Origin of the sequence: Chryseobacterium sp. MMS23-Vi53, from assembly GCF_047651245.1 — a bacterium.
Classification (GTDB): Bacteria; Bacteroidota; Bacteroidia; order Flavobacteriales; family Weeksellaceae; genus Chryseobacterium.
In genome coordinates, this window is sequence record NZ_CP180265.1 from 4,119,115 (window position 1) to 4,140,554 (window position 21,440).

The window sequence follows — 21,440 nt, forward strand, 5'->3', positions numbered from 1 at the left end:
CCACATTACTTTTCGTTCTTTCCGTCAGAATTTCCGCCAAGTATAAATAAAAACAATTTTATACCGTCTGAACTACCGACGGAGAGAACCATTATTGGTCTAGTAAAATAATGTCTTCAGACGATTAAAATTTGTGTTTAGGATGAACGTTGATAATTTTTATGAGTATTAAAAACAAAAAAGCCGAGCAAAACTCGGCTTTTATTATCATTAATTAAAATTATCTTTCCAAATTAAAATTAGAAATCACTTTTGGACGTTCGGCTTCATTGGCAACTTTCCATGAGGTTCGATACATCCATTCTGTCATTTTATACAGTTTTTTATAATTGATGTTTTCCGATTCATCCTGTGGTGTATGATATTGATCGTGCAAAACGCTTGTGAAAAATATCGCCGGAATTCCTGCTTTTGCATACGGCAAATGATCGCTCCTGAAATAGAAATATTCCGCATGTTTGGGAGAATCCCAATCTTTCAGAAACTTGAATTTCGTACTTTCATTATTCGCATCTTCCGCCATTTTTACCAATTCTTCTGAGTTTTTGTGAGGTGCATTTCCTCCCAAAAGCGCCGCTTCATTATTGTCATTTCTTCCGATCATATCGCCATTTAGAACGGCAACAATGTTTTCTTTAGGAACAACGGGATGTGAAGCGTGCCATCTCGAACCCAGCAAACCTCTTTCCTCTGCACCATGAAAAACAAAAAGAATACTGCGTTTTGAAGGCTGTTTTTTATATGCTCTTGCTATCGCCAACATCGCTACACAAGTACTTGCGTTATCATCAGCACCATTGTAGATCGTGTCATTTTTTACGGGATGCCTTATTCCGTCGTGATCCTGATGTCCGCTGATTAAAACATATTCGTTTTTAAGTTTCGGATCTGTCCCGTCTATTTTTCCGATAATATTTACAGATGGATATTTGTAAGTTTCAGTGATCAGGTGTAAAGAAATTCTAGGATTGTTTTTCACCCAGCCTGCATTTTCTCTTTTAATCCACAAAACCGGAATATTATTCGTCACACTTTCTCTTAAACCTTCCACTCCGTAAGAACCTCTTGTCATTTGTGGTAAAACTTCCACCCAACTTTTATCCGATGTTTCGTCTGTAATGAAGATGATTCCTTTTGCACCCAATTCAAATGCTTTGTTGTAATATTTTGTTCTTACAAAACCTGGATATCTTCTTGTAAAAAGAGTCATTTCCTTTTCAATATTCTTGTCGGATGCATTTATTGCTAAAATTTTTCCTTTAATATTTAATTTGGATAAATCTTCAGGTTCGGCATTTCCTGCGTAGATAATTTCAGAATCAATATTTGCATTTACAGGTTCTGCAACTAGGAAATCTTTCCATAATTTCAAAGAATTTTCACCAATTTTCAAACTACTTTGGGGAATTATCTGATGTCTGTACATATCGAAAAACTGGAAGAAAGTTCCGTTGTCTCCGGCTGGTTTCATTCCTGCTTCTTTGGCTCTGTCGGCGAGCCACATCGAAACTTTAAGTTCATCTAAAGTTCCGGCTTCACGACCCCAAAACTGATCGGCTGCAAGATCATACATATCTTTGCGAAGATCTGCTTCTTTAATGGCGGAAACCAAAGGTTTTTGATAGGATTGAGCGGTAATATTTCCGAAAATAAATACACTGAGTGCAGATAATAAGTAGTTTTTCATCTTGTATTTTTTAGTTTTCTTTAAAATTTTATTTTCAAAGTTTGTCATCCTGAAAGGATCTAAATGTAGTAGAGAATGGAAAGATTCGAGTCCAGATCCTTTCAGGATGACAAACTATGTGGATATTCTTAAAAAAATCTTAATTCAAGTTAGTTAATTTTTCTGAAAACTGCTTAGAAAATTCAGTTCTGTCTTCTTCTAATTTTTCTGAATTTGAAGGTAAAATATAGTTGAATAATATCTTGTCTTCGTTGTCTAAAAAGATAATTTCCTTCTCATTTCCATCGATCATTTGGGCGAAAATTTCCCACATTGATGTATCTTTTAGTTTTAATAATTCGAAAAACTGTTCTGCTTTTATCTCGATTTTTTGCATTATTTATTATAATTGATTTTTGATTACTAATTACCGATTATTTATTACTTATGCTAAAACTCCAAAAGTTTTAATTTAAACTGAATCGCAAAGTTTTGCATAAAATTCGGAGTAGTATAATATCCGACTCTGTAAAATAATCCTAAATTAAAGTAGGTTGATAGAAAATTATTCCATTCCAAACCGACTTCCTGATAAAGATGGTTTAAAGGTCTGTATCTGAACTGGTGATACTCAGGATGCGTCATATTTCCGATCGTTCCTCGCAAAACAAAGTCGAAACTTGAAATGTTTTGTCCAAAACTTTTGAAATACCACGGAATTTTATGCGTAAAATAATAGGCTACAAACTTATCATTATAATATTTTCCACCTTCCAACGTCGCAAATCCAAGGAATGAAGTAAGGTTGAAATTGAAATCTCTTCTTGGCGAAGCTAAACCATTCATTGTGAAGTTTTTCCAGATTGGCGCATCACCGAAAACCATTCCACCATACAGTCTGAATCCTGTTGTTCCGAGCATTGTTTTAAAATTATGAACGAAAAGTGCATCAAATCGGGTATAATTCAGATCTCCACCGAGGATTTTATAACTCTGTTCATAATTAAAATACACCTCAGGATATTTCTGATCGATCAGAGATTTTCCTTGTGGAGTCATGATATTGGTCGAATTTGGTGAATATTTTAAAGTAAATAAGGTATTAAAGTTATCAAATTCCGCTCCCCGGTTTCGGAATGAATAATCGAACATCGCTTCTTCGACATTTCTTCTTGCTGCAAAAACGAGAGTTAATCCGTTGGTAACGTCATTTAAATAAGAAACAGATGCTCCTCTGTACGCATAATAACGGTCATTATTTAAATTATTTCCGTAGTTCGCCATTCTCATTTTAAAGTTCCAAAGCCTTCTGTAAAATTCTCCGGAAGCTGTCACGTCATCATAATAATCAACCCTGAAATAAGAGTCTTTTTCTAATGTTGTTTTAATATCAAGTCCAATTCTGTACTTCCATTTATCGTCCTTAAAACCATATGCAAAAGTATAATCTGGTGAAAAATATGGATTGAAATTTTCATTAAGTTTGGCTTTTAAACCCACTCTGAAACCTTCATATAAATTATAATTAACGATCTCATCTACCGCAAAATCTACAACACCAACTTTTATCTGTCCGTTTAATAATAAACCACTTACGACACGTGCTCTTCTGTCGATATTGTATTTTTTTCCGAGGCTGTCGATGGTTGAATAGGTATTCTTTTCTCGCTCCGTCAAAGGATCTGTACGATACTGATCAAGTGTTTTTCCGGTGATGTTTTTCACGGAAAAAGTATATCCTGTAAAATCGTTTTTATCATTTTCGGTAGGGGATTTATAATCGAAATACCGCGAAGTGAGAAAGGCGTAAGTCCCGAAGTTTTGCCTATCTTTTTTTTCATGCTTTTCTTCGGGGTGGCCTTTGTCTTCTTCCACCATTTTCATGTTGCTCATCTTCAGTCTTACGGTTTCATGAGCCAGAAACCATTTGTTGTTGAAGAAAGTCCATGTACTGGTGATGATTCCATCGTTTTTATTTTTACTGAAATTTTCGATTTTTTTAACTCCGTATGTTTCGGTATCGATGTAAATAGCTCCGTTGTACTTTCTTTTTTTGTCCGGCTTTTTATAATTAACCTCTCTAAAACGGATGACGAAATTTTTCCTTCCTTCCATTTCGATAGTATCCGTTAAAAAGAATCGGTAAAGTCCACGGTTTTCCTGCTTTAACTGATCGGGAAGTTTGTCTCTGTTACTTTGTTGAAGAGCAATTAATTCATAAATGGGCTGCTTGAGACCTGAAATTCTATTGTCAAGGATATTGATCTTTTCACCATATTGTTTTGAGTATAAAAATTCCTGAGCTCTTTCCCAAAGAAATAGTTTACTCTTTGAAAATATTTTTCGGGCAGAAATATTATTTAATGAATCTTTTTCTCTTTTCTTTTTGAAAATTCTGGCTTCTTCAAAAAACTTATTGTATTGCGCAATACTGTCTTCATCGATATCTAAAGAAACTTTTTCGTAAGATTTGTAAGAATAAGAATCGAGTGTTTTCGGAGAGTTTTCTCTAAATAACTGGTTGACTTTTTTTAAAATTTCAAGGGCTCTCGGATCGCTCTTGTCTTCAATAACAACAGCTTGAATGCTTGTAACTTTCGATTGTGAAAAACCAAAAACAGACGTCCAGAAAAATATAAACAGTAAAACCCTTTTCATGAAAAAATTCTAGGTCAAAATTAGTGATATTTATTGTTTTGAAAAAGTGAAGTTAATTGATATTGGCATGATTTTTAATAGAGATAATCTTGTAAAATATAAAACACAACAAATGAAAAATTATTATTTCGCCGGATTATTCGGTGCAGCCTTATTGTTCGTCTCTTTGAATGTAAATGCGCAGTCCCAAAACTTAAAAGTGATGGATCAGCAGAAAGAAGTTCTGACACTTCAGACTCAATTGCAAAATAAACAGATCGCATTAGAAAAAGAAAAATTAGACAATGCAAAAATCCTCGAAAAGGCTAATAGTCTAAATAGCAAATCCAACGGAAATACTTTTGTTCTGAATTCGTCTAAACCAGATTCTGCAGCGGATGATGCAAAAGACGCCGTGAAAATTCTAAAGAAAACGGAATCTGCAAATAAAGATCTTCAAAAAAGTAATGCTAAAATTGCATCGATTCAGAGAGATATTGATCGTCTGCAAAATAAACTGAATAAATTGAATTACACCGTCGATGTAATGAAAAAAGATTAAAACAAAATCTCCTGAAATTTTCGGGAGATTTTTATTTTTTCTTGTAATTTTTAAAAGAATGACTTCACCCTAGCCCGGATTGAGCGGCATGTTTGAGCTCTTTTCAGGATTCGGCTCGGCGGCGAAGCCGCCGAGCCGAATCCTGAAAAAGCGAGTAGCGAAAGCCGGAATAAGCTTCAAAAAAAAATTAATTTAAAAGATTTAATCTGAATTTTATTCCAAAATTATCTTTAAACTGTGAAGTTTGATAATATCCTAATCTGTAGGAAAACCCGACTCCTAAACTTGTTCCCAAAAATCTGTTCCAAATAAATCCGGCTTCCTGATAGTAGTGATCCAAAACCTGAAACTGGAATTGATGGTCTGTTCTGTTTTTCATATTTCCGATCGCAGATTGATATTCCAACTCGATGCTTGAGTATTTTTTACCTCCAAATTTAAATCTGAAAGGTAATGACTGCGAAATTTTAAATGCCACAAATTTATCAACAAAGAAAGTTCCAGATGGCATCGTAGTAAAGCCTAAATTGGAAGGAGTAGTAATGTTGGAATACCAGTTATCAACATTCGCATCATTTTGTCCTGCAATCTCAAAATTTTTCCAAATTGGTGCGTTTCCGGAAGAAATTCCACCGAAAAGCTTGATGTTTGTGGAACCCAACTTTGATCTGAACTGATGAATAATCAAGGCATCCAATCGATTGTAATCTAAATCTCCACCCAAGGTCTTGAACCCTTTTTCATAATTCATGAAAATCTGAGGATAACCTTTTTCGTAGGTATATTTTCCGCTTGGCGTCATAATATTTTTATCATTTGGCGCAAATTTTACGGATAATGTTGCACTTGTATTGTCGAAGCTGTTTCCTGAATTTTTGTACTGATAATCGAAGAGTGTCTGTTGTTTTTCTTTATTCACGGCAATTTTCATGCTTAATGAGTTTGAAATATCATACAGGAATGAAGCTCCCCATTTTTGATTTTTGTAAAAAGTTCCGTTGTGAAGATCAAGATTAATATCTGAAACTTTCATCATCTTATCCCACATACTATTGTTAAATCTTCCTGCTGCAAAGACATCGTCTATATAATCAATTCTAAAAATGGAAGTCCTTTTCTCGGATAATTTTACATCCAAACCTAAACCATATTTCCATGTGTGATCTTTAATTCCATACCCGAAATATCCATCAGGAGAAAAAGTTTTGCTGAATTTTTCGTTTAATTTCAAACCGGCTCCCAAACGAACACCTTGATATTTATCGTAACTGAAAAGTTTAGTAATATCAAAATCGATCATTTTATAACGAACATTTCCACGCATTAATTGGGTTAGCGTGTTTAATTTTTTCTCAAAATCATGCTTTTGTACAAAACTGTCAATTTTTGTGTAGGTTGCGCTTTCTCTTGCCGATAAACTGTCGGTTCTGTATTTGTCCAGAAGGCTTCCGTCGGCATTTTTCATTTCCAGAGAATAACCTTTAAAGTCCGATGCTTTTTGTTCTTTATTTAAATCAAAATCGAAAAAGCGGTTTTTTACGTAGAGATAATTTCCAAACTTTCTTTTGTTATATTTTGTTTTTTCACCAGGCTTTAGACTGTCTTTTTTGGAGGTTTCGAAACTCTGACTTCCCATTTTTAATTTAATGTCTTCATAATCTAAAAACCATTTTCCATCGATTGGTTTCCATACGGAGACAATATTTCCTTCATTTTGTTTTTTGTTGACGCTTTCAAATTTTTTCAATGCATAAGTCTCGGAATCAACATAAATTTTTCCGTTGAATTTCCGTGGATTCTGTTTCTTTTTATCAGTAATTTCCTTGAATTTAATGACATATGTTTTTCTGCCGTCAACCTGTAAAGTATCAGAAAGATAAAAATTAAATAGCTCTCTGTTTTCAGGCCTTAGCTGTCTCGGAACTCTATCTAAATTGGATATATTAATCGCTAAAGCTTCATAAATAGGGTTTTTAAAACCAGACATTCTGTTGTCGATGATATTGGTTTTTTCGCCAAAACTTTTCGAATATTTGTATTCAGTTGCTTTTTCCCAAAGAAACATCTGGCTTTCTTCTGTCGCATTGATGAAATCTTCCGCCGTTAAAGAATCTTTTTTATCTTTTTCTGTTTGTTTAAGGTCTTTTTTATCAACTTTTGAAAGCGAATCTTTTCTTACAGCTAAGAAGTTTTTATAAGTATCAATAGAATCCTTATCAACATCAATGGAAAATTTAGTGTAAGATTTAAAATTGTACGAATCTAAAGACTTTGGTGAGTTTTCCTTGGCTCTTTTGTTGAGTTCATCCAAAATTCTCAATGCTCTCGGATCGCTTTTATCATTAATGACAACCCGGTCGATATTATCCATTTTTTCGGATAGTGGCTGCATCGAAACTTCCATTGACTTTCTTACATCCGCCAAAATATCCTGAAAATTACTGGCAAGAATTTCAACTTTTTTGCATTTGGTTTTGAAGGATAAATTTCCGTTAAAATCTGTCTTTCCAAGTAGTTCATCATCACAATAGACTGCTGCACTGTGAATGGGCTGCTTATTGGATTTGCTGATTACTTTAAGCTGAATCTGTCCGAAAAATAAGACTGTCGAAAATAAAAAGAATGAAAATAAAAGTCTGGTCATTAATCTTGTTTATTGGTGAGACAAAACTATCGATTAGAAAGTTACAAAAGTATATGGAAAAATATAATCTTTTGTTAAAAATAAAATTGTCTGTATCCAATTTACAACCTTGTCAGTTGGAGTAAGAATTATTTGAAGACTAATATTGTATCGAGAAGATGGGAACTTTGGTTTTTCGTGAAATAAAAGTCATAATGAAATTGAAAATTATTATTCCTTAAATTTGAATAAAACGAATAAATAAAATGGAATATGACTTTTCAAAATTAAATGATCGAGAATTTGAAATTTTAGCTGCTTCTGTCATTGAAAAAGAACTAAAAAATAAAGTAGAAATTTTTAAATCTGGACGAGATGGTGGCGTTGATGGTAGATTTTGTATTGGTGAAAAAAACGAAGGGATTATACAGTGTAAACACTATTTAGAAACACCTTACAATCAATTGATTTCAAAATTAAAAACAGAGGAGCTAAATAAAGTAAAAAAGCTAAATCCTAGTAAGTATATTTTTGTCACTTCAAAAAAACTTTCTAGAAAAAATAAACAAGAAATTAAAGAAATTTTCAAACCATATATTCATACAGAGGGAGATATTTGGGGGCTGGACGACTTAAATATTTTTTTATCTAAAAAGGAAAATCAAGATATTGTTGAAAGGAATTATAAACTATGGATTACTAGTACGAGCGTATTAGATATTCTTTATAATAATGCAATAAAAGGCAGAAGTCAGGGTACAATACGAGAAATTGAGGAAAAAGCATATAGATACGTAGTAACCGAAAATCACAATAAAGGATTAAAAATTTTAGAAGAAAATAATGTTATAATTTTGACTGGTGAACCAGGGATCGGAAAAACTACACTTGCGGATAATTTGGCAATTCATTATATAGCGAAAGGTTATGAATTCTGCGATATAGAAGAAGATATTAGCGAAGCAGAAAGTTTATTTCGCGAAAATGAACAAAAGAATATTCTATTTTATTGTGACGATTTTTTGGGTAGTAATATGTACGATGCAATTAACAATAAAAAAGATTCTCATATTGTCAAATTCATAAATAGAATTAAAAAAGATAAAAGCAAAAAATTTATTCTTACATCAAGAACAAACATTTTAAATAAAGCTTATAGTTTAAGTCACATTTTTCAAAACTTAAAAATTCGTGATAATGAATTTTTATTAACAATTGAAAATTTAACTGACATAGATAAAGCAAAAATTCTTTATAATCATATATTTCATTCAAACTTACCAAAACAATTTATTGATATTATATATGAAGATAAAAAATACAGAGAAATAATAAAACATCGAAACTTTAATCCCCGAATAATAGAGTTTATAACTGACTCTTCTGTTATTGGAAATTTAAAATCGGAAAATTATTGGACATATATAATCAAGAGTTTAAATAAACCTGAAGTAATTTGGGCTGACTATTTTCAAAATCAAACAGACGACTGTGTACGAGCACTTACATATTTAACTGTTTTTAATAATGGAAAAATAACTGAGGATAATTTAAGAAACTCTTATACTACGTTTCTAAAGATTCACCCAGTAAATATGGGCGATAGCTCTGATAAAAGTTTTGAAGCTATAAGAAAATTAGCAACAAAATCATTGTTGAATAGAAATCTAATTGCGGAAAATAAGTATGAGTATGTTTTATTCAATCCGTCCATCGCAGATTTTGTTCTAAATGCATACTCTAATGAAATTGATTTGATTTGTAATATTTTTAAGTCATTAGATAATGAAGTTGCCATAGATTATTTGCATGCTTTATTAAGATCTAATAAAATCAATAATTCATATACTAGCAGAATATTAGAAAATTTGTTTGATTATTTTTTTGAAAATAAACTGGAGAGGAAAGATTGGGACTTTTTAATTGCCTTATGTTATTTTGATTTTTTGAATGTAAGAATGAATAAAAGGATAGAGTACTTTTTAAACACACTAATAAATGCTAACAACCCAAGCGGGAGTAGACTATGGGAATTGCTAATAATTTTATCAGAATTTGAACCGAAAATTGAATTTAAAAATCTTAAGTTTTTATACAATTTCATAGACGATGTATATGATGAAGACACGTTAAAAAAGCTATTAGATTTTGTATATGAATACAATATTGAAGATGAGAGTATTTTAATGCAAATTGATATTTTACTTGAACGATATTTGAGAAGTATTGTTGATAGTAATGATTTAGATATAGATTATTCAAAACATATAAGTCACTATTATCACCCTGATGGCTATTCAGATTATGACGTTGACATACATGGTATTGAAGATGAATTTCACAAAGGTATTGATTCCTATTTAGATGGTTTTAATGAAAATGTACTAGAAAAAATTTCTTTCTCTACATATAACATAGTTTCAAGCATAGATGTAGATTCCAAAGTTACAAGATATTTGGAAAGTTATGAACCCGATGATGATAGTAATAGTCATAGCTATTATTCAGGCGGTTCGGGCGAAGATGATATTGATGCGATATTTGAGCGTTAATAAATAAAAATGCGGCTAATATCGTATGATCATCATTAATAGTAAGTAACATAAGAGTTTTTGTGAAAATAAAAAAGCAACTGCCTTCACGATAGTTGCTTTTTATTTTATATTGTGCGTGAAAATTAAATATTCAACGCTTTTTGATACGCATTTTCCAAGCCATCAAGATTTTTTCCTCCCGCAGTTGCAAAACCTGGGTTTCCACCGCCACCGCCTTGGATTTCTTTTGCTAACTCTTTAATAAGTGCTCCGGCCTGATAAATTCCTGCCAAATCATCTGAAACGCCAACGGTAATCATGGGTTTTCCATCTGCATCAGATAGAATAACCGTTATGGAAGTTGGAATTTCTTTTTTCAACTGGAATACGATATCTTTCACTGAACCTGCATCCAAAGACGTTCTTTTAACTAAAAGCAATTTATCGCCTTTTTGCTCATAAGCACCTTTCCAGTCGTCGATTTCACCTTTGGCTTTTTCCTTTTTGAATGCTTCAACTTCTGCTTTTAATGATGTGTTTTCTTCAATTAATTTCTCGATAGAACGTACAACATCTTTAGATTTTAACAATTGAGAAAGCTCCGTAATTTGTTTTTCTAATCCTTTGAAATATTCCTCAGATTTATCACCCGAAATCGCTTCAATCCTTCTAATTCCAGCCGCAGCAGAACTTTCAGAATTGATTTTAAAATGACCAATTTCTCTTGTATTTTTTACGTGAGTTCCACCACAAAGCTCTTTTGAGCTTCCGAACTGGATCATTCTCACATTATCGCCATATTTTTCACCGAACAATGCCATTGCACCTCTATCCAAAGCCTCTTGAATAGGAATATTTCTAAATTCCTGCAATGCAATACTTTCTTTGATTTTTGCATTTACTTTTTCTTCAATTAAAGCCAATTCTTCTTCTGTCATTTTGTTGAAATGTGAGAAGTCGAAACGTAAATAATCTGGTCCTACGAAAGAACCTTTTTGTTCCACGTGAGTTCCTAAAACATCTCTCAAAGCCTCGTGCAACAAGTGAGTTACCGAGTGATTTGCCTGAGAATTTTTTCTGTCGGTTGCATTTACTTTAGCATAGAAAAGAGCACTTGCATCTTTAGGAAGTCCGTTGATTAAAGAGATAATCAATCCGTTTTCCTTTTTTGTTTCCAAAACTTCGAAGCTTTCCGTAGCATTTTCAAGAACACCTTTATCACCAATTTGTCCACCACCTTCAGGGTAGAAAGGGGAGTTGCTCAAAACAACCTGATAAAATTCGCCGTCTTTATTTTCTACTTTTCTGTATTTTGTAATATGAGTTTCTGCTTCGATTTGGTCATAACCTACGAAGTTGGATTCTTTATCTTCCAAAACAACCCAGTCATAAACTTTCTGAGCTGAATCTGCTTTTGAACGTTGTTTTTGTTTTGCCAATTCAGCCTCAAAACCTTTTTCATCGATTGTTAAACCTTTTTCCTCTGCAATAATTCTTGTCAAATCATCAGGGAAACCATAAGTGTCGTATAATTCGAAAACTTCTTCGCTTGGTAAAACTTTTAAATTATTCTCAACAGTTTGCTGAATTAATTTATCAACACGGATTAATCCTGTTTCAATGGTTCTTAGGAAAGATTCTTCTTCACTTTTAATAACTTCTGTAACTAAAGTTCCTTGCTTTTCAAGTTCCGGGAAGAATTTACCCATCTGCTCTTGTAAAACAGCAACCAATTTGTAAAGGAAAGGTTCTTTCATGTCTAAGAATCGGTAAGAATAAGAAATCCCTCTTCTTAAAATTCTTCTGATCACGTAACCAGCTCCTCCGTTTGAAGGCAATTGTCCGTCTGCAATCGCAAAAGAAACCGCTCTGATGTGGTCTACTACAACACGAATCGCGATGTCTTTTTCATCTTCTAAAATTCCTGTATATTTTTTACCTGAAAGTTCTTCAACTTTAGCAATTAAAGGCGTGAAAACATCTGTATCGTAGTTGGAAGATTTCCCTTGAAGCGCCATACAAAGACGCTCGAAGCCCATTCCTGTATCTACGTGTTGAGCAGGCAGTTTTTCCAGAGAACCATCAGCTTTTCTGTTGAATTCCATGAATACCAGATTCCAAACTTCTACAACTTGAGGATGGTCGTTATTTACCAATTCAAGTCCGGAAATTTTTGCTTTTTCTTCTTCACTTCTTAAATCTACGTGAATTTCAGAACAAGGTCCACAAGGTCCGCTTGCTCCCATTTCCCAGAAGTTATCTTTTTTATTTCCGTTGATGATTCTGTCTTCGGAAATTACTTCCTTCCAGTAATCATAGGCAGCCTGATCTCTTTCCAGATTCTCAGAAGCGTCTCCTTCAAAAATCGTTACATATAAATTCTCTTTTGGAATTCCGTAAACTTCCGTCAACAATTCCCAGGCAAAAGCAATAGCATCTTTTTTGAAATAATCACCAAAAGACCAGTTCCCCAACATCTCAAACATGGTGTGGTGATAAGTATCTCTACCTACATCATCCAAATCATTATGCTTTCCTGAAACTCTCAGACACTTTTGTGTATCGGCAATTCTTGGGGCTTTAGGCTCTTTATAACCTAAAAAATAATCTTTGAACTGCGTCATTCCTGAGTTGGAAAACATTAGAGTAGGGTCGTCTTTCAGCACGATCGGCGCAGAAGGAACGATAAGGTGGTTTTTACTTTTAAAATAATCTAAAAATTTCTGACGAATCTCTTGTGATGTCATAATGATATATATTGCTTTGCTTTTTACAAATTTTCGATAAGATGCAAATTTAATGTTTTTAAAGTAATGTAAAAACATAGTTTTAAGTTTTAATCTATTTGTAAAATTTTTGCTTAAATATTGCCATTTCGATGAAGGAGAAATCTCTATTCTCAATCAGTGTTAGGAGAAGGATGCTGTTGAAACCACTCCGTCAAAAAGAGTGGATTTTTTGCAGTAGGGCTTGTCATTGCGAGAAAGGAAGTGACGAAGCAATCTTACATCAACAAGGATTAAGGATTCAAAAAAAATATTTAACTTTCTAGAAATTTTTTAATCTTGAAAACAAAAGCACACAGGCTAGCTCAATGGGCGATAAGTATTATAATAGGTTATCCTGTTTTAATTGTATTATTAATTTTTACTGAGTGTTTAGTTGAGCCTATTTTTTATCTATCAATTCCAATACTTATTTCAATATGGATTTTAACCATCTGGAGTTTAAAGCTGGAAAGAAGATTTTTAGGTTATGTATCATTTGTTTTTACACTTTTATTTACAGTTATTTCGATAGCATTTTTTTATGGAATTAAACATGTGAAGATGTGCTAATTTTTAAGATTAATTAATATTCAATATGACAAAAAACGAAACAATCAAAAATTGGATAGAACAATATTCCGAACCATTGCTGAGAAGGGCGGTTTATCTACTTTCCGATAAAATTGAGGCAGAAGATGTTGTTCAGGAGGTGTTTATTTCGGCTTTTTCGTCGTATGATAATTTTGAAGGGAAAAGTCAGCCTTTGACTTGGTTGATGACTATTTTAAGCAGAAAAGTTGCCGATTTTTACCGCAAAAAATATAAAACTGAACCACAAATAAAACTAGACCATTTTTTTGATGAACACGGTTCTTGGAGGAATGATGATGTTCTAAATGATTGGAACGCTTCCAACAAAGAAACCGAGCTTCTCGACGACGGAGATTTTAATAAAACATTGGAAGATTGTATCGAAGATTTGCCCTCCAGGTGGAAGATTCCGATGAAAATGTATTATCTTGAAGAAAAAAAAGCACCCGAAGTGAGTCAGGAATTGAATATTTCTACGACTAATCTTTGGAAGATTCTGCAAAGAAGTAGAATGCAGTTGAGAGAATGTCTGGAATTTAACTGGTTTGCAAAATCATAAGTGATAAAAAAATGTTAAAAAAACTAATACATATTATCTTTTTACCATGCAGTGAAGCAACTTTACTGATGGAAAAACGCAATGCAGACAACATTTCTTCAAGAGAGAACTGGAAGCTGAATCTGCATTTGAAAATCTGTAAATGGTGCAGAGCTTACAAACAAAAACTGGAAATTTTAGATGATATTTTAAAAAGAAAACTGACTCGTGAAGAAAAAGTTGAAATTAATAATTCTGAAATTCAGGACTTTAAAGAAAAAATGTTCAGAAATTTAGATATTTAATAAAATAGTTGTCAGGATTTTGAAATTGTTCCGACTATACTTTTGAAAATAAACAAAGTATTAATTCAAAATCATTAAAAGTGAACGGAACTACATTAGAAATCAACAACAAAAATCGAACGGGAAGAGTAGGATATTTTATCTCGCTTTTCGGAGCTGCATTGACCCTTCTTTGGATCGGGATTTTCAAATTTACACCAACCGAAGCAGCGGGAATAAAAAACCTGGTAGAAAACCATTTTCTCACCTTTTTCGTATATGACATTGTAAGTGTACAAGCTGTGTCAAATGCTATCGGAGCGATAGAAATTATCATTGCTTTACTCTTAATATTTAGTGTGAAATTTGCATCACTAAGAAAATACGCTGCCATTGGAATGATCGTGACTTTCCTCACCACTTTAAGTTACCTTTTTACAACGCCCGGAATTTGGAAAGTAGTAGACGGAATTCCTGTAACAGACTTTTTTATCCTTAAAGATTTGATGCTTCTAGGATTTGGATTAATGATTTTAAACGGAAAAAATGAATAAAAAGATAAAAATGAAAAACATATTAATATTGCTTGGAGTAGTTCTGGGTATAGCAGTTTTTGCTACAAGTTGTGGAGATGCGAAACCAAAATCCACAGAAATTAAAAAAGAAAATGAGACCATTATGGACAACAAAAATGTAAAAGAAATCTATTTTGCAGGGGGATGTTTTTGGGGAACTGAGCACTTTTTTCAGCAGATTCGCGGGGTTGTAGGAACAGAAGTTGGATATGCCAATGGAAACAAGAAAAACCCTACTTATGAGGAAGTTGTAAGTCATACAACAGGTTTTGCTGAAACTGTAAAAGTGAAATACGATCCTGAGCAAGTGGATTTAAAACTTTTAATCGATTTATATTTTAAAACAATTGATCCAACAAGTTTAAATAAGCAAGGAAACGATAGGGGCGATCAATACAGAACGGGGATTTATTCAACAGACAAGGAAACGGAAGCAGTGGTAAAGGCAGAGGTTGAAAAATTAGCTAAAAATTACAGCAAACCAGTTGTAGTAGAAACCATTCCTTTGAAAAACTTTTATAAAGCAGAAGATTATCATCAGGATTATTTGGATAAAAATCCGGGAGGTTACTGTCACATTGAGCCGGGATTATTTGAAATGGCGAGAAAAGCAAATCCACTTCCAGCTAAAAAAGAGACTAAAAATATGAAATATCAAAAGCAAGATAAAGCAGTCTTAAAAAAAGAATTAACTGCTGAACAATACAATGTAACTCAGGAAAATGGTACAGAAAGACCTTTCCAAAACGAATATTGGGACGAAACCCGTGAAGGAATTTATGTTGACATTACAACGGGAGAACCCTTATTTATTTCAACCGATAAATTTGAATCCGGTTGTGGATGGCCAAGTTTTTCAAAGCCTATTACGAAGCAATTAATTGATGAAAAATTAGACCGTTCTCACGGAATGACAAGGGTAGAAGTAAGAAGTAAAACCGGAGATGCACATTTGGGTCACGTTTTCAATGACGGACCGGCGGACAAAGGCGGACTTCGTTATTGTATCAACTCTGCTTCCTTGAAGTTTATTCCTAAAGCGGAGATGGAGAAAAAAGGATATGGAGAGTATGTTTCTCTATTAGATAAAAAATAAGTTTATTATTAAGTGAAGGTGATTGAAGGACTGTCGAAAGGCAGTCTTTTTTTGTTTTAAATTTTATCTGCAATGTCATTCAGAACGTAGCGCAGCGGAATGGAGAATCTATTTTATTAAGCTAAATCTTTGCAATTGAAACCTTTCTTTGATACTCAACATTGACATATTCATTAAAAATAAAAATCCAAAAACAATGTAATAAGCTTCTTGTGGAAGTTTAGACATATTTTCGAAAAAGGTTAAATAATATTGTCTCTTGAGATAATCCGACATTTCAATGAAAGTTGGCTCGTAATAATCGATAATAACATCGTTACATAAAAGACATTCTTCTTTTTTGGCATTTGGATCTTTATAGATTACAGGAACAAAAAGATGTCCGGTTTCTTCTATATCTAAACCATAATTTTCATGTTTTGCAATAGCCATGTCATTTATTAAAGATGCAAAATCTTCATAGGTATTATTTTCATTTAAAATAAATTCTATTCCTGTGTTTTTTTCAATTCTTTTTTGAAGATTTTTAACTTCGGAAACATAAAAAGCTGAGTTTTGTTTTGCTTTGGCGGGATCAACAATAATTTTTTTATAATTCCAATTTCTTGGTGGTTCCAAAGTAGAGTTTAAATTACTTTTATCCTTTTCTAATTTTGGAGGAAGTCCAAAATCCGTTACGTTATATTTAGTTTTGTCAACATATGGATTGATGTAATACCAAAACAAAACAGGAACCAACAAAGCACTGATCAATCCCGGAACATAGAAAATTTTCTTCATGGCTATTATTTTGTTGGAACCGAATGAAAATTTTAAGCCAAAAAAAAGTGACTCATCAAATGTGAATCACTTTTCAAAAAAATAATCTTAAATATTTTAAAGTTTTATAGGGTAATCAAAAAGCTTACCAATCTCTTTTTCTTAAAATCCAGTAGGATCCGAAAATGAAAATTCCGCACCAAACCAAACAGGCAATAAGGCTTTCTGTAGGGTAGTGGAACTCATATTTTAAGCCCATCATTTTGGCCATATTCAGTCTTACCATCGGGTTGGGAATGAGGTTCGACATACTTTCCAAAGGTAAAAGATGGGAAACGAAGAAGTCATTTTGCATTACTGCATTTCTTTCAACGTCCTGCATTCCTTTTACTTTGCTGAATGTTTCTACAGCCGTTAAAATTCCTTCACCTATCCATAGTACAAACATGGTAAGAAATACAAAAATCGATTTTCTCAGTAAAACGGAAAGAAACATAAGGAAACAGAAGAATGTGAACAGTTTTAAAAAATAATTTCCAATAAAGAAAACTTCTTCAAAAACCTTCGCAGACTCTTTTGTATTAGAATATTGATAACCTAAAAACATCGTAATAGCAAACACAACAACAGTCGAAACAATGGTAAAAATGCTGACCGTCAATAATTTTGAACCGATAAATTCTTTTCTGCTTAAACCATCAATTGTATTCTGCTTAAACATTCTGTCACTAAATTCCTGACAAATCGAGAAAACAATGATTAATCCTAAGAAGATTTTCAATAAACCAACAATCCATGTTGTAAAATTCCATATTTCCGGAAAATTATAAATTCCCTGCTCTTTCAAATTAATGGTTGCCCCGAAAAGATCAAAATCAATTAATCCAATGAAAAGCAATGCAATAAGAATTGCAAAATATAAGATCGTAAAAACCTTGAATGGCTTGTAATTCAGGTTTTTGTAATATTCAAGTTTTAATAATTTTGTCATGATTATTTTGTGTTTTTTACAAGTTCAAGGAATTGAGATTCAAGAGACAGTTTTTTCTTGGTTAGATGTGATAAAAAAATCCCTTTTTCAGCCAATTTTTGGTTAAGAGCCGAAGCCGAAATTGATGCATCATCACGAATCTGTGCTTTCAGAATTTCACCATCCGGATTGATTGTCGTGAACCATTGAAGTTTGTTCAACGCATTTAGAAGCAATGTATTATTGTCCGCCTTTAATTCAAAATATCCGTTGTTGGAAGTCATTTCATCCACTCTTCCACAGTAAAGTGATGTTCCTTCTTTTAACACGATTACATGACTGCAAATTTTTTCAATTTCATCCAAAAGGTGACTCGCTATAATGATCGTAATGCCTAGTTTCGCAATATTGCTGATGATCTCACGGATTTGGATAATTCCTTCAGGATCAAGACCGTTTGTAGGTTCGTCAAGGATTAAAACTTCGGGATTATTCAACATTGCAGATGCAATCGCAAGGCGCTGTTTCATTCCCAGAGAATACGTTTTGAAGGTGTCTTTTCGTCTTTCGTATAAACCGACCGTTTTCAGAACTTCTTCGATTCTTGAATACGGTGCATGCTTAATTTCTGCAACAATTTTAAGGTTAACTTCCGCACTTAGATAAGGATAAAAGTTCGGTTGTTCGATGATTGCCCCAATTTTTTTCAGGGTATCGGGATCAGTTCCTTTTTTGCCGAACCAATACCAATCACCGCTTGTTGGGTTAATGGTCGAAAGCAGCATCCCGAACGTGGTGGATTTTCCACTTCCATTGGGACCCAGAAGTCCGTAGACATTTCCTTTTTCGACGTCAAAAGAGATATTGTTTACGACAACTCTCTTGAATTTCTTCGTCAGATTCTTTACTGATAAAATCTTTTCCATGTAATTTGTTTTACATAGTAGTAGTCTATGGAAATTACAGAATGTTACAAAATTTAAGTGTGAATTGTTAATATTTTGAATTATGAATTTTTTAAAGCACTTTTATCTAAGTCCTAAATCCTATTTCCTAAGCCCGAATCTTTGAAAAAAAATATTAAATTTGATAGAATTAATCAACAATTATGAAACTTATCGAACTGGCAAAGGAACTCAACGTTTCTGACGAAGCTATAAAACAATTTATTCAGGATTTTGATCTTGAACTTGGCGTTTGTATCAGCACAAACTTTGAAGTAAAGAAAGATTTCGAAAAATTTGCCCGTGAAAATATCGAATTTTTAAGGCTTTATGAAACCGATCTTGATAAAACAAAAACAGTCGAAGAAATTGCAGAAACAATTCAACAGCCAAAAGAAAAAGTAGAAAAAGCAATCAAAGAAAATGATCCGAATATTTTTGATAACGGATTTTTTAAATCCTCTATTTCAAGCTACGGAATTGATAATAAAATAGGTGGAAATTATCAGTTTGTTTATGATTATTTTGGACATAAAACAAGCCTTCAAAAACGAGATTTTATCGGTTACAGAGATTTGTTTTTCTATATTTCGAGTGTTTTAGAACCATTTTTAAATCCACAACAGATTAAAGATTGGGGAATCAACAAACCAGCGGGAATTATTTTGTACGGACCTCCGGGAAGCGGCAAAATTTTCTGGGCAAATAAAATTGCCGAAATTATTGGTTATCAGTTTAAAGAAGTTAAAAAACATTATTTGGGAACATCTTTCGTGGACGGAAATCAAACCAACTTCAATGATTTTTTAGTTTCAATGATGAAAGAAGATAAAGTATTGATGTTTTTAGATGATTTCGATGAAATTATGATGGAAAGAAAAGCAGAAACCAACGTTGCTTCCTGCAATTTGGAAACGCAGGAGCTTATCCTTCATTACATTTCAAAATTTGAACAGGAAGACCTCTTGATGGTCGGTTCCGCAAATTCGGTTTCTGAAATTAATGAAGAAATTATGGCTCCGGGAAGATTCGATGTGATGATTCCTGTTTTCCCGCCGAATCATGCGGAAAGATCTGAAATTATCTTGTATGCCATGACCAAAAACTTGGAAAAAGATTCGCTTTTATTTAAAATTTTAAAGAACAATAAAGCTGATAAAGTTCCCTTCTGGCACGATGTTTCTTCACAAATGAAGGCTTTTAGCAACACGATGCTGATTGATTTTACACAAAGCTTAAAAAAGAGAATTAAAAATCAATATCAAAGGACAAAAAATGAAAATCTGAAAATCGATCAAATGCTTTTAAATGGAGCGTTGAGAGACGCTTCGGGAAAATTAACGGAAGAATATCTGGATCAGGTAGCGAGATTTTTGGCGGATGTAATTGTCAATAATTTTGATCAATTCCAGATGCGCGTTCAGGCTTTGAAAAAAGAACTAGATGCATATAAAGTCGTGGAAGAGCCTCGTAGAGCGATCGGTTTTCACCACAACGGGGAAGAAGAGGAAACAAGTCAAGGATAAAAATTATGAGTTATAAGTTATGAATTATGAGTTATAATGACAGACTCAGTACAAATTATGTATATCATTAATAACTTATAACTCATAATTCAAAACTAATCATTATTATGGAAAGCGTTTGGGAGCTTGAAACATTTTACAGGAAACGAGATCTCATCATTATCGGAGCAGGTTTTACGGGACTTTGGGCGGCAATTTCAATTAAAGAAAAATATCCTGAAAAATCGATTTTGATTGTAGAAAGAAACTCAATTCCGTTGGGAGCTTCGACGAGAAATGCAGGTTTTGCATGCTTTGGAAGTTTAACGGAAATTATTGCCGATTCTGAAAAAATGGGTTGGGGAAAAACACTGGATTTGGTGAAAATGAGATTTGACGGTTTGCAGAAAATTCAAACTTATTTTAAAAATTCAGAAATTGATTTTGAATTAAATGGCGGTTTTGAAATTCTCAATAATGATGAACCTTTGCAAAGAATCGATGAGGTAAATGAAAAACTAAAATTAATCACTGGAATTGAGAAAACATATTTTTTAAATCAAGCTAAAATCAAAGAATTCGGACTAGGAAAATCTGAATATTTAATTGAAAATCTGTGTGAAGGAAGTTTGCATTCTGGAAAATTATTACAAAAATTATTAGAAAAATGTCATGAATTAAAAATCGAATTTCTTTTTGGAGCAGAAGTCGAAAATATTGTTGAAAATTCAACCGAAATTGAAATTCAACTGTCTGAAAATATATCAATTAAATCCAATCAACTGATTCATTGTACAAATGCTTTCGCTTCAAAATTTTTAAAGGAAGAAGTAATAATTCCTGCTCGTGGACAAATTATTTTGACAGAACCGATTGAAAATTTAAAGCTAAAAGGAACTTTTCATTACGATGAAGGATTTTATTATTTCAGAAATTTAGGAAACCGAATTTTGCTGGGTGGGGGAAGAAATCAGGATTTTAAAACAGAAGAAACCACCGATTTTGAAACGACAGAATTCCTGCAAAACCATTTGGAAAGCTTTTTAAAAGAAGTCATTTTACCCAATCAAAAATTTGAGATTTCCCTTCGTTGGTCAGGAATTATGGCGATGGGTTCGGAAAAAACACCAATTGTAAAACAAGTTTCTGAGAGACAGTTTTGTGCGATCCGACTTTCAGGAATGGGTGTTGCGCTGGCTCCGAAAATTGGGGAGTTGGTTGCGGAAATGATTTAGTTTTTCACTCGCAGATTTAGCAGATTGCGCAGATCTTAATAGCAAACTTCAAATTAATAGTAAAAAAATCTGCGCAATCTGCTAAATTTGCAAGATCAAAAATCAATTCTTCTCAAATTACTCAAAAATACCATCAGTTACTTTTTATTCTTA

General features: G+C 32.9%; 16 protein-coding genes. 8 read left to right on the plus strand and 8 right to left on the minus strand.

Annotated features, from left to right (window positions below):
- Window positions 1-220 precede the first annotated feature (220 nt).
- The 3 genes from ACKX2A_RS18420 to ACKX2A_RS18430 all read right to left on the minus strand — a co-directional run bounded on the left by ACKX2A_RS18420 (window position 221) and on the right by ACKX2A_RS18430 (window position 4,324).
- Window positions 221-1,687 (minus strand): M20/M25/M40 family metallo-hydrolase, encoded by a 1,467-nt coding sequence (locus tag ACKX2A_RS18420; RefSeq protein WP_415326386.1) that lies wholly within the window; start codon window positions 1,685-1,687, stop codon window positions 221-223.
- A 139-nt stretch (window positions 1,688-1,826) separates the two neighbouring features.
- Window positions 1,827-2,063, minus strand: a complete 237-nt coding sequence (locus tag ACKX2A_RS18425) for a hypothetical protein (RefSeq protein WP_415326387.1) — start codon at window positions 2,061-2,063, stop codon at window positions 1,827-1,829.
- Between the two features lie 53 nt (window positions 2,064-2,116).
- Complete coding sequence (locus tag ACKX2A_RS18430) at window positions 2,117-4,324, minus strand: hypothetical protein (RefSeq protein ID WP_415326388.1); 2,208 nt, start codon at window positions 4,322-4,324, stop codon at window positions 2,117-2,119.
- A 112-nt stretch (window positions 4,325-4,436) separates the two neighbouring features.
- On the opposite strand from ACKX2A_RS18430, the gene ACKX2A_RS18435 reads away from it, so the two are divergent.
- The gene (locus ACKX2A_RS18435) at window positions 4,437-4,865 is read left to right on the plus strand and encodes a hypothetical protein (protein ID WP_415326389.1); all 429 of its coding nucleotides are present in this window, start codon (window positions 4,437-4,439) and stop codon (window positions 4,863-4,865) included.
- Between the two features lie 187 nt (window positions 4,866-5,052).
- On the opposite strand, the gene ACKX2A_RS18440 is transcribed toward ACKX2A_RS18435, so the two are convergent.
- Window positions 5,053-7,509, minus strand: a complete 2,457-nt coding sequence (locus tag ACKX2A_RS18440; protein WP_415326390.1) for a DUF5686 family protein — start codon at window positions 7,507-7,509, stop codon at window positions 5,053-5,055.
- Between the two features lie 245 nt (window positions 7,510-7,754).
- On the opposite strand from ACKX2A_RS18440, the gene ACKX2A_RS18445 reads away from it, so the two are divergent.
- Window positions 7,755-10,040: a restriction endonuclease gene (locus ACKX2A_RS18445; protein WP_415326391.1), complete on the plus strand. Its 2,286-nt coding sequence runs from the start codon at window positions 7,755-7,757 to the stop codon at window positions 10,038-10,040.
- A gap of 125 nt (window positions 10,041-10,165) precedes the next feature.
- On the opposite strand, the gene alaS is transcribed toward ACKX2A_RS18445, so the two are convergent.
- Window positions 10,166-12,769 (minus strand): alanine--tRNA ligase, encoded by a 2,604-nt coding sequence (gene alaS, locus ACKX2A_RS18450; protein ID WP_415326392.1) that lies wholly within the window; start codon window positions 12,767-12,769, stop codon window positions 10,166-10,168.
- Window positions 12,770-13,385: 616 nt separating this feature from the next.
- Here alaS and ACKX2A_RS18455 point away from each other — a divergent pair.
- From ACKX2A_RS18455 to msrB, 4 genes are all read left to right on the plus strand, one after another.
- Window positions 13,386-13,940 (plus strand): RNA polymerase sigma factor, encoded by a 555-nt coding sequence (locus tag ACKX2A_RS18455; RefSeq protein WP_415326393.1) that lies wholly within the window; start codon window positions 13,386-13,388, stop codon window positions 13,938-13,940.
- 11 nt (window positions 13,941-13,951) lie between these two features.
- Window positions 13,952-14,224, plus strand: a complete 273-nt coding sequence (locus ACKX2A_RS18460) for a hypothetical protein (RefSeq protein WP_415326394.1) — start codon at window positions 13,952-13,954, stop codon at window positions 14,222-14,224.
- 80 nt (window positions 14,225-14,304) lie between these two features.
- Window positions 14,305-14,757, plus strand: coding sequence for a DUF417 family protein (locus ACKX2A_RS18465; protein ID WP_415326395.1), 453 nt, complete (start codon window positions 14,305-14,307; stop codon window positions 14,755-14,757).
- A gap of 10 nt (window positions 14,758-14,767) precedes the next feature.
- Window positions 14,768-15,874 (plus strand): peptide-methionine (R)-S-oxide reductase MsrB, encoded by a 1,107-nt coding sequence (gene msrB, locus ACKX2A_RS18470; protein WP_415326396.1) that lies wholly within the window; start codon window positions 14,768-14,770, stop codon window positions 15,872-15,874.
- Window positions 15,875-15,982: 108 nt separating this feature from the next.
- Here the strand turns inward: msrB and ACKX2A_RS18475 are convergent, their stop codons facing one another.
- The 3 genes from ACKX2A_RS18475 to ACKX2A_RS18485 all read right to left on the minus strand — a co-directional run bounded on the left by ACKX2A_RS18475 (window position 15,983) and on the right by ACKX2A_RS18485 (window position 18,529).
- A complete protein-coding gene (locus ACKX2A_RS18475; RefSeq protein WP_415326397.1) occupies window positions 15,983-16,654 on the minus strand; it encodes a hypothetical protein in 672 nt (223 codons plus the stop codon).
- Between the two features lie 124 nt (window positions 16,655-16,778).
- The gene (locus ACKX2A_RS18480; RefSeq protein WP_415326398.1) at window positions 16,779-17,624 is read right to left on the minus strand and encodes an ABC transporter permease; all 846 of its coding nucleotides are present in this window, start codon (window positions 17,622-17,624) and stop codon (window positions 16,779-16,781) included.
- A 2-nt stretch (window positions 17,625-17,626) separates the two neighbouring features.
- The gene (locus ACKX2A_RS18485) at window positions 17,627-18,529 is read right to left on the minus strand and encodes an ABC transporter ATP-binding protein (RefSeq protein WP_415326399.1); all 903 of its coding nucleotides are present in this window, start codon (window positions 18,527-18,529) and stop codon (window positions 17,627-17,629) included.
- Window positions 18,530-18,711: 182 nt separating this feature from the next.
- Between ACKX2A_RS18485 and ACKX2A_RS18490 the strand changes: the two genes are divergently transcribed.
- Entirely contained in the window at window positions 18,712-20,073 is a 1,362-nt protein-coding gene (locus ACKX2A_RS18490; RefSeq protein WP_415326400.1) for an ATP-binding protein, read from the plus strand.
- A gap of 107 nt (window positions 20,074-20,180) precedes the next feature.
- Entirely contained in the window at window positions 20,181-21,287 is a 1,107-nt protein-coding gene (locus ACKX2A_RS18495) for an NAD(P)/FAD-dependent oxidoreductase (protein ID WP_415326401.1), read from the plus strand.
- Window positions 21,288-21,440: the final 153 nt, after the last annotated feature.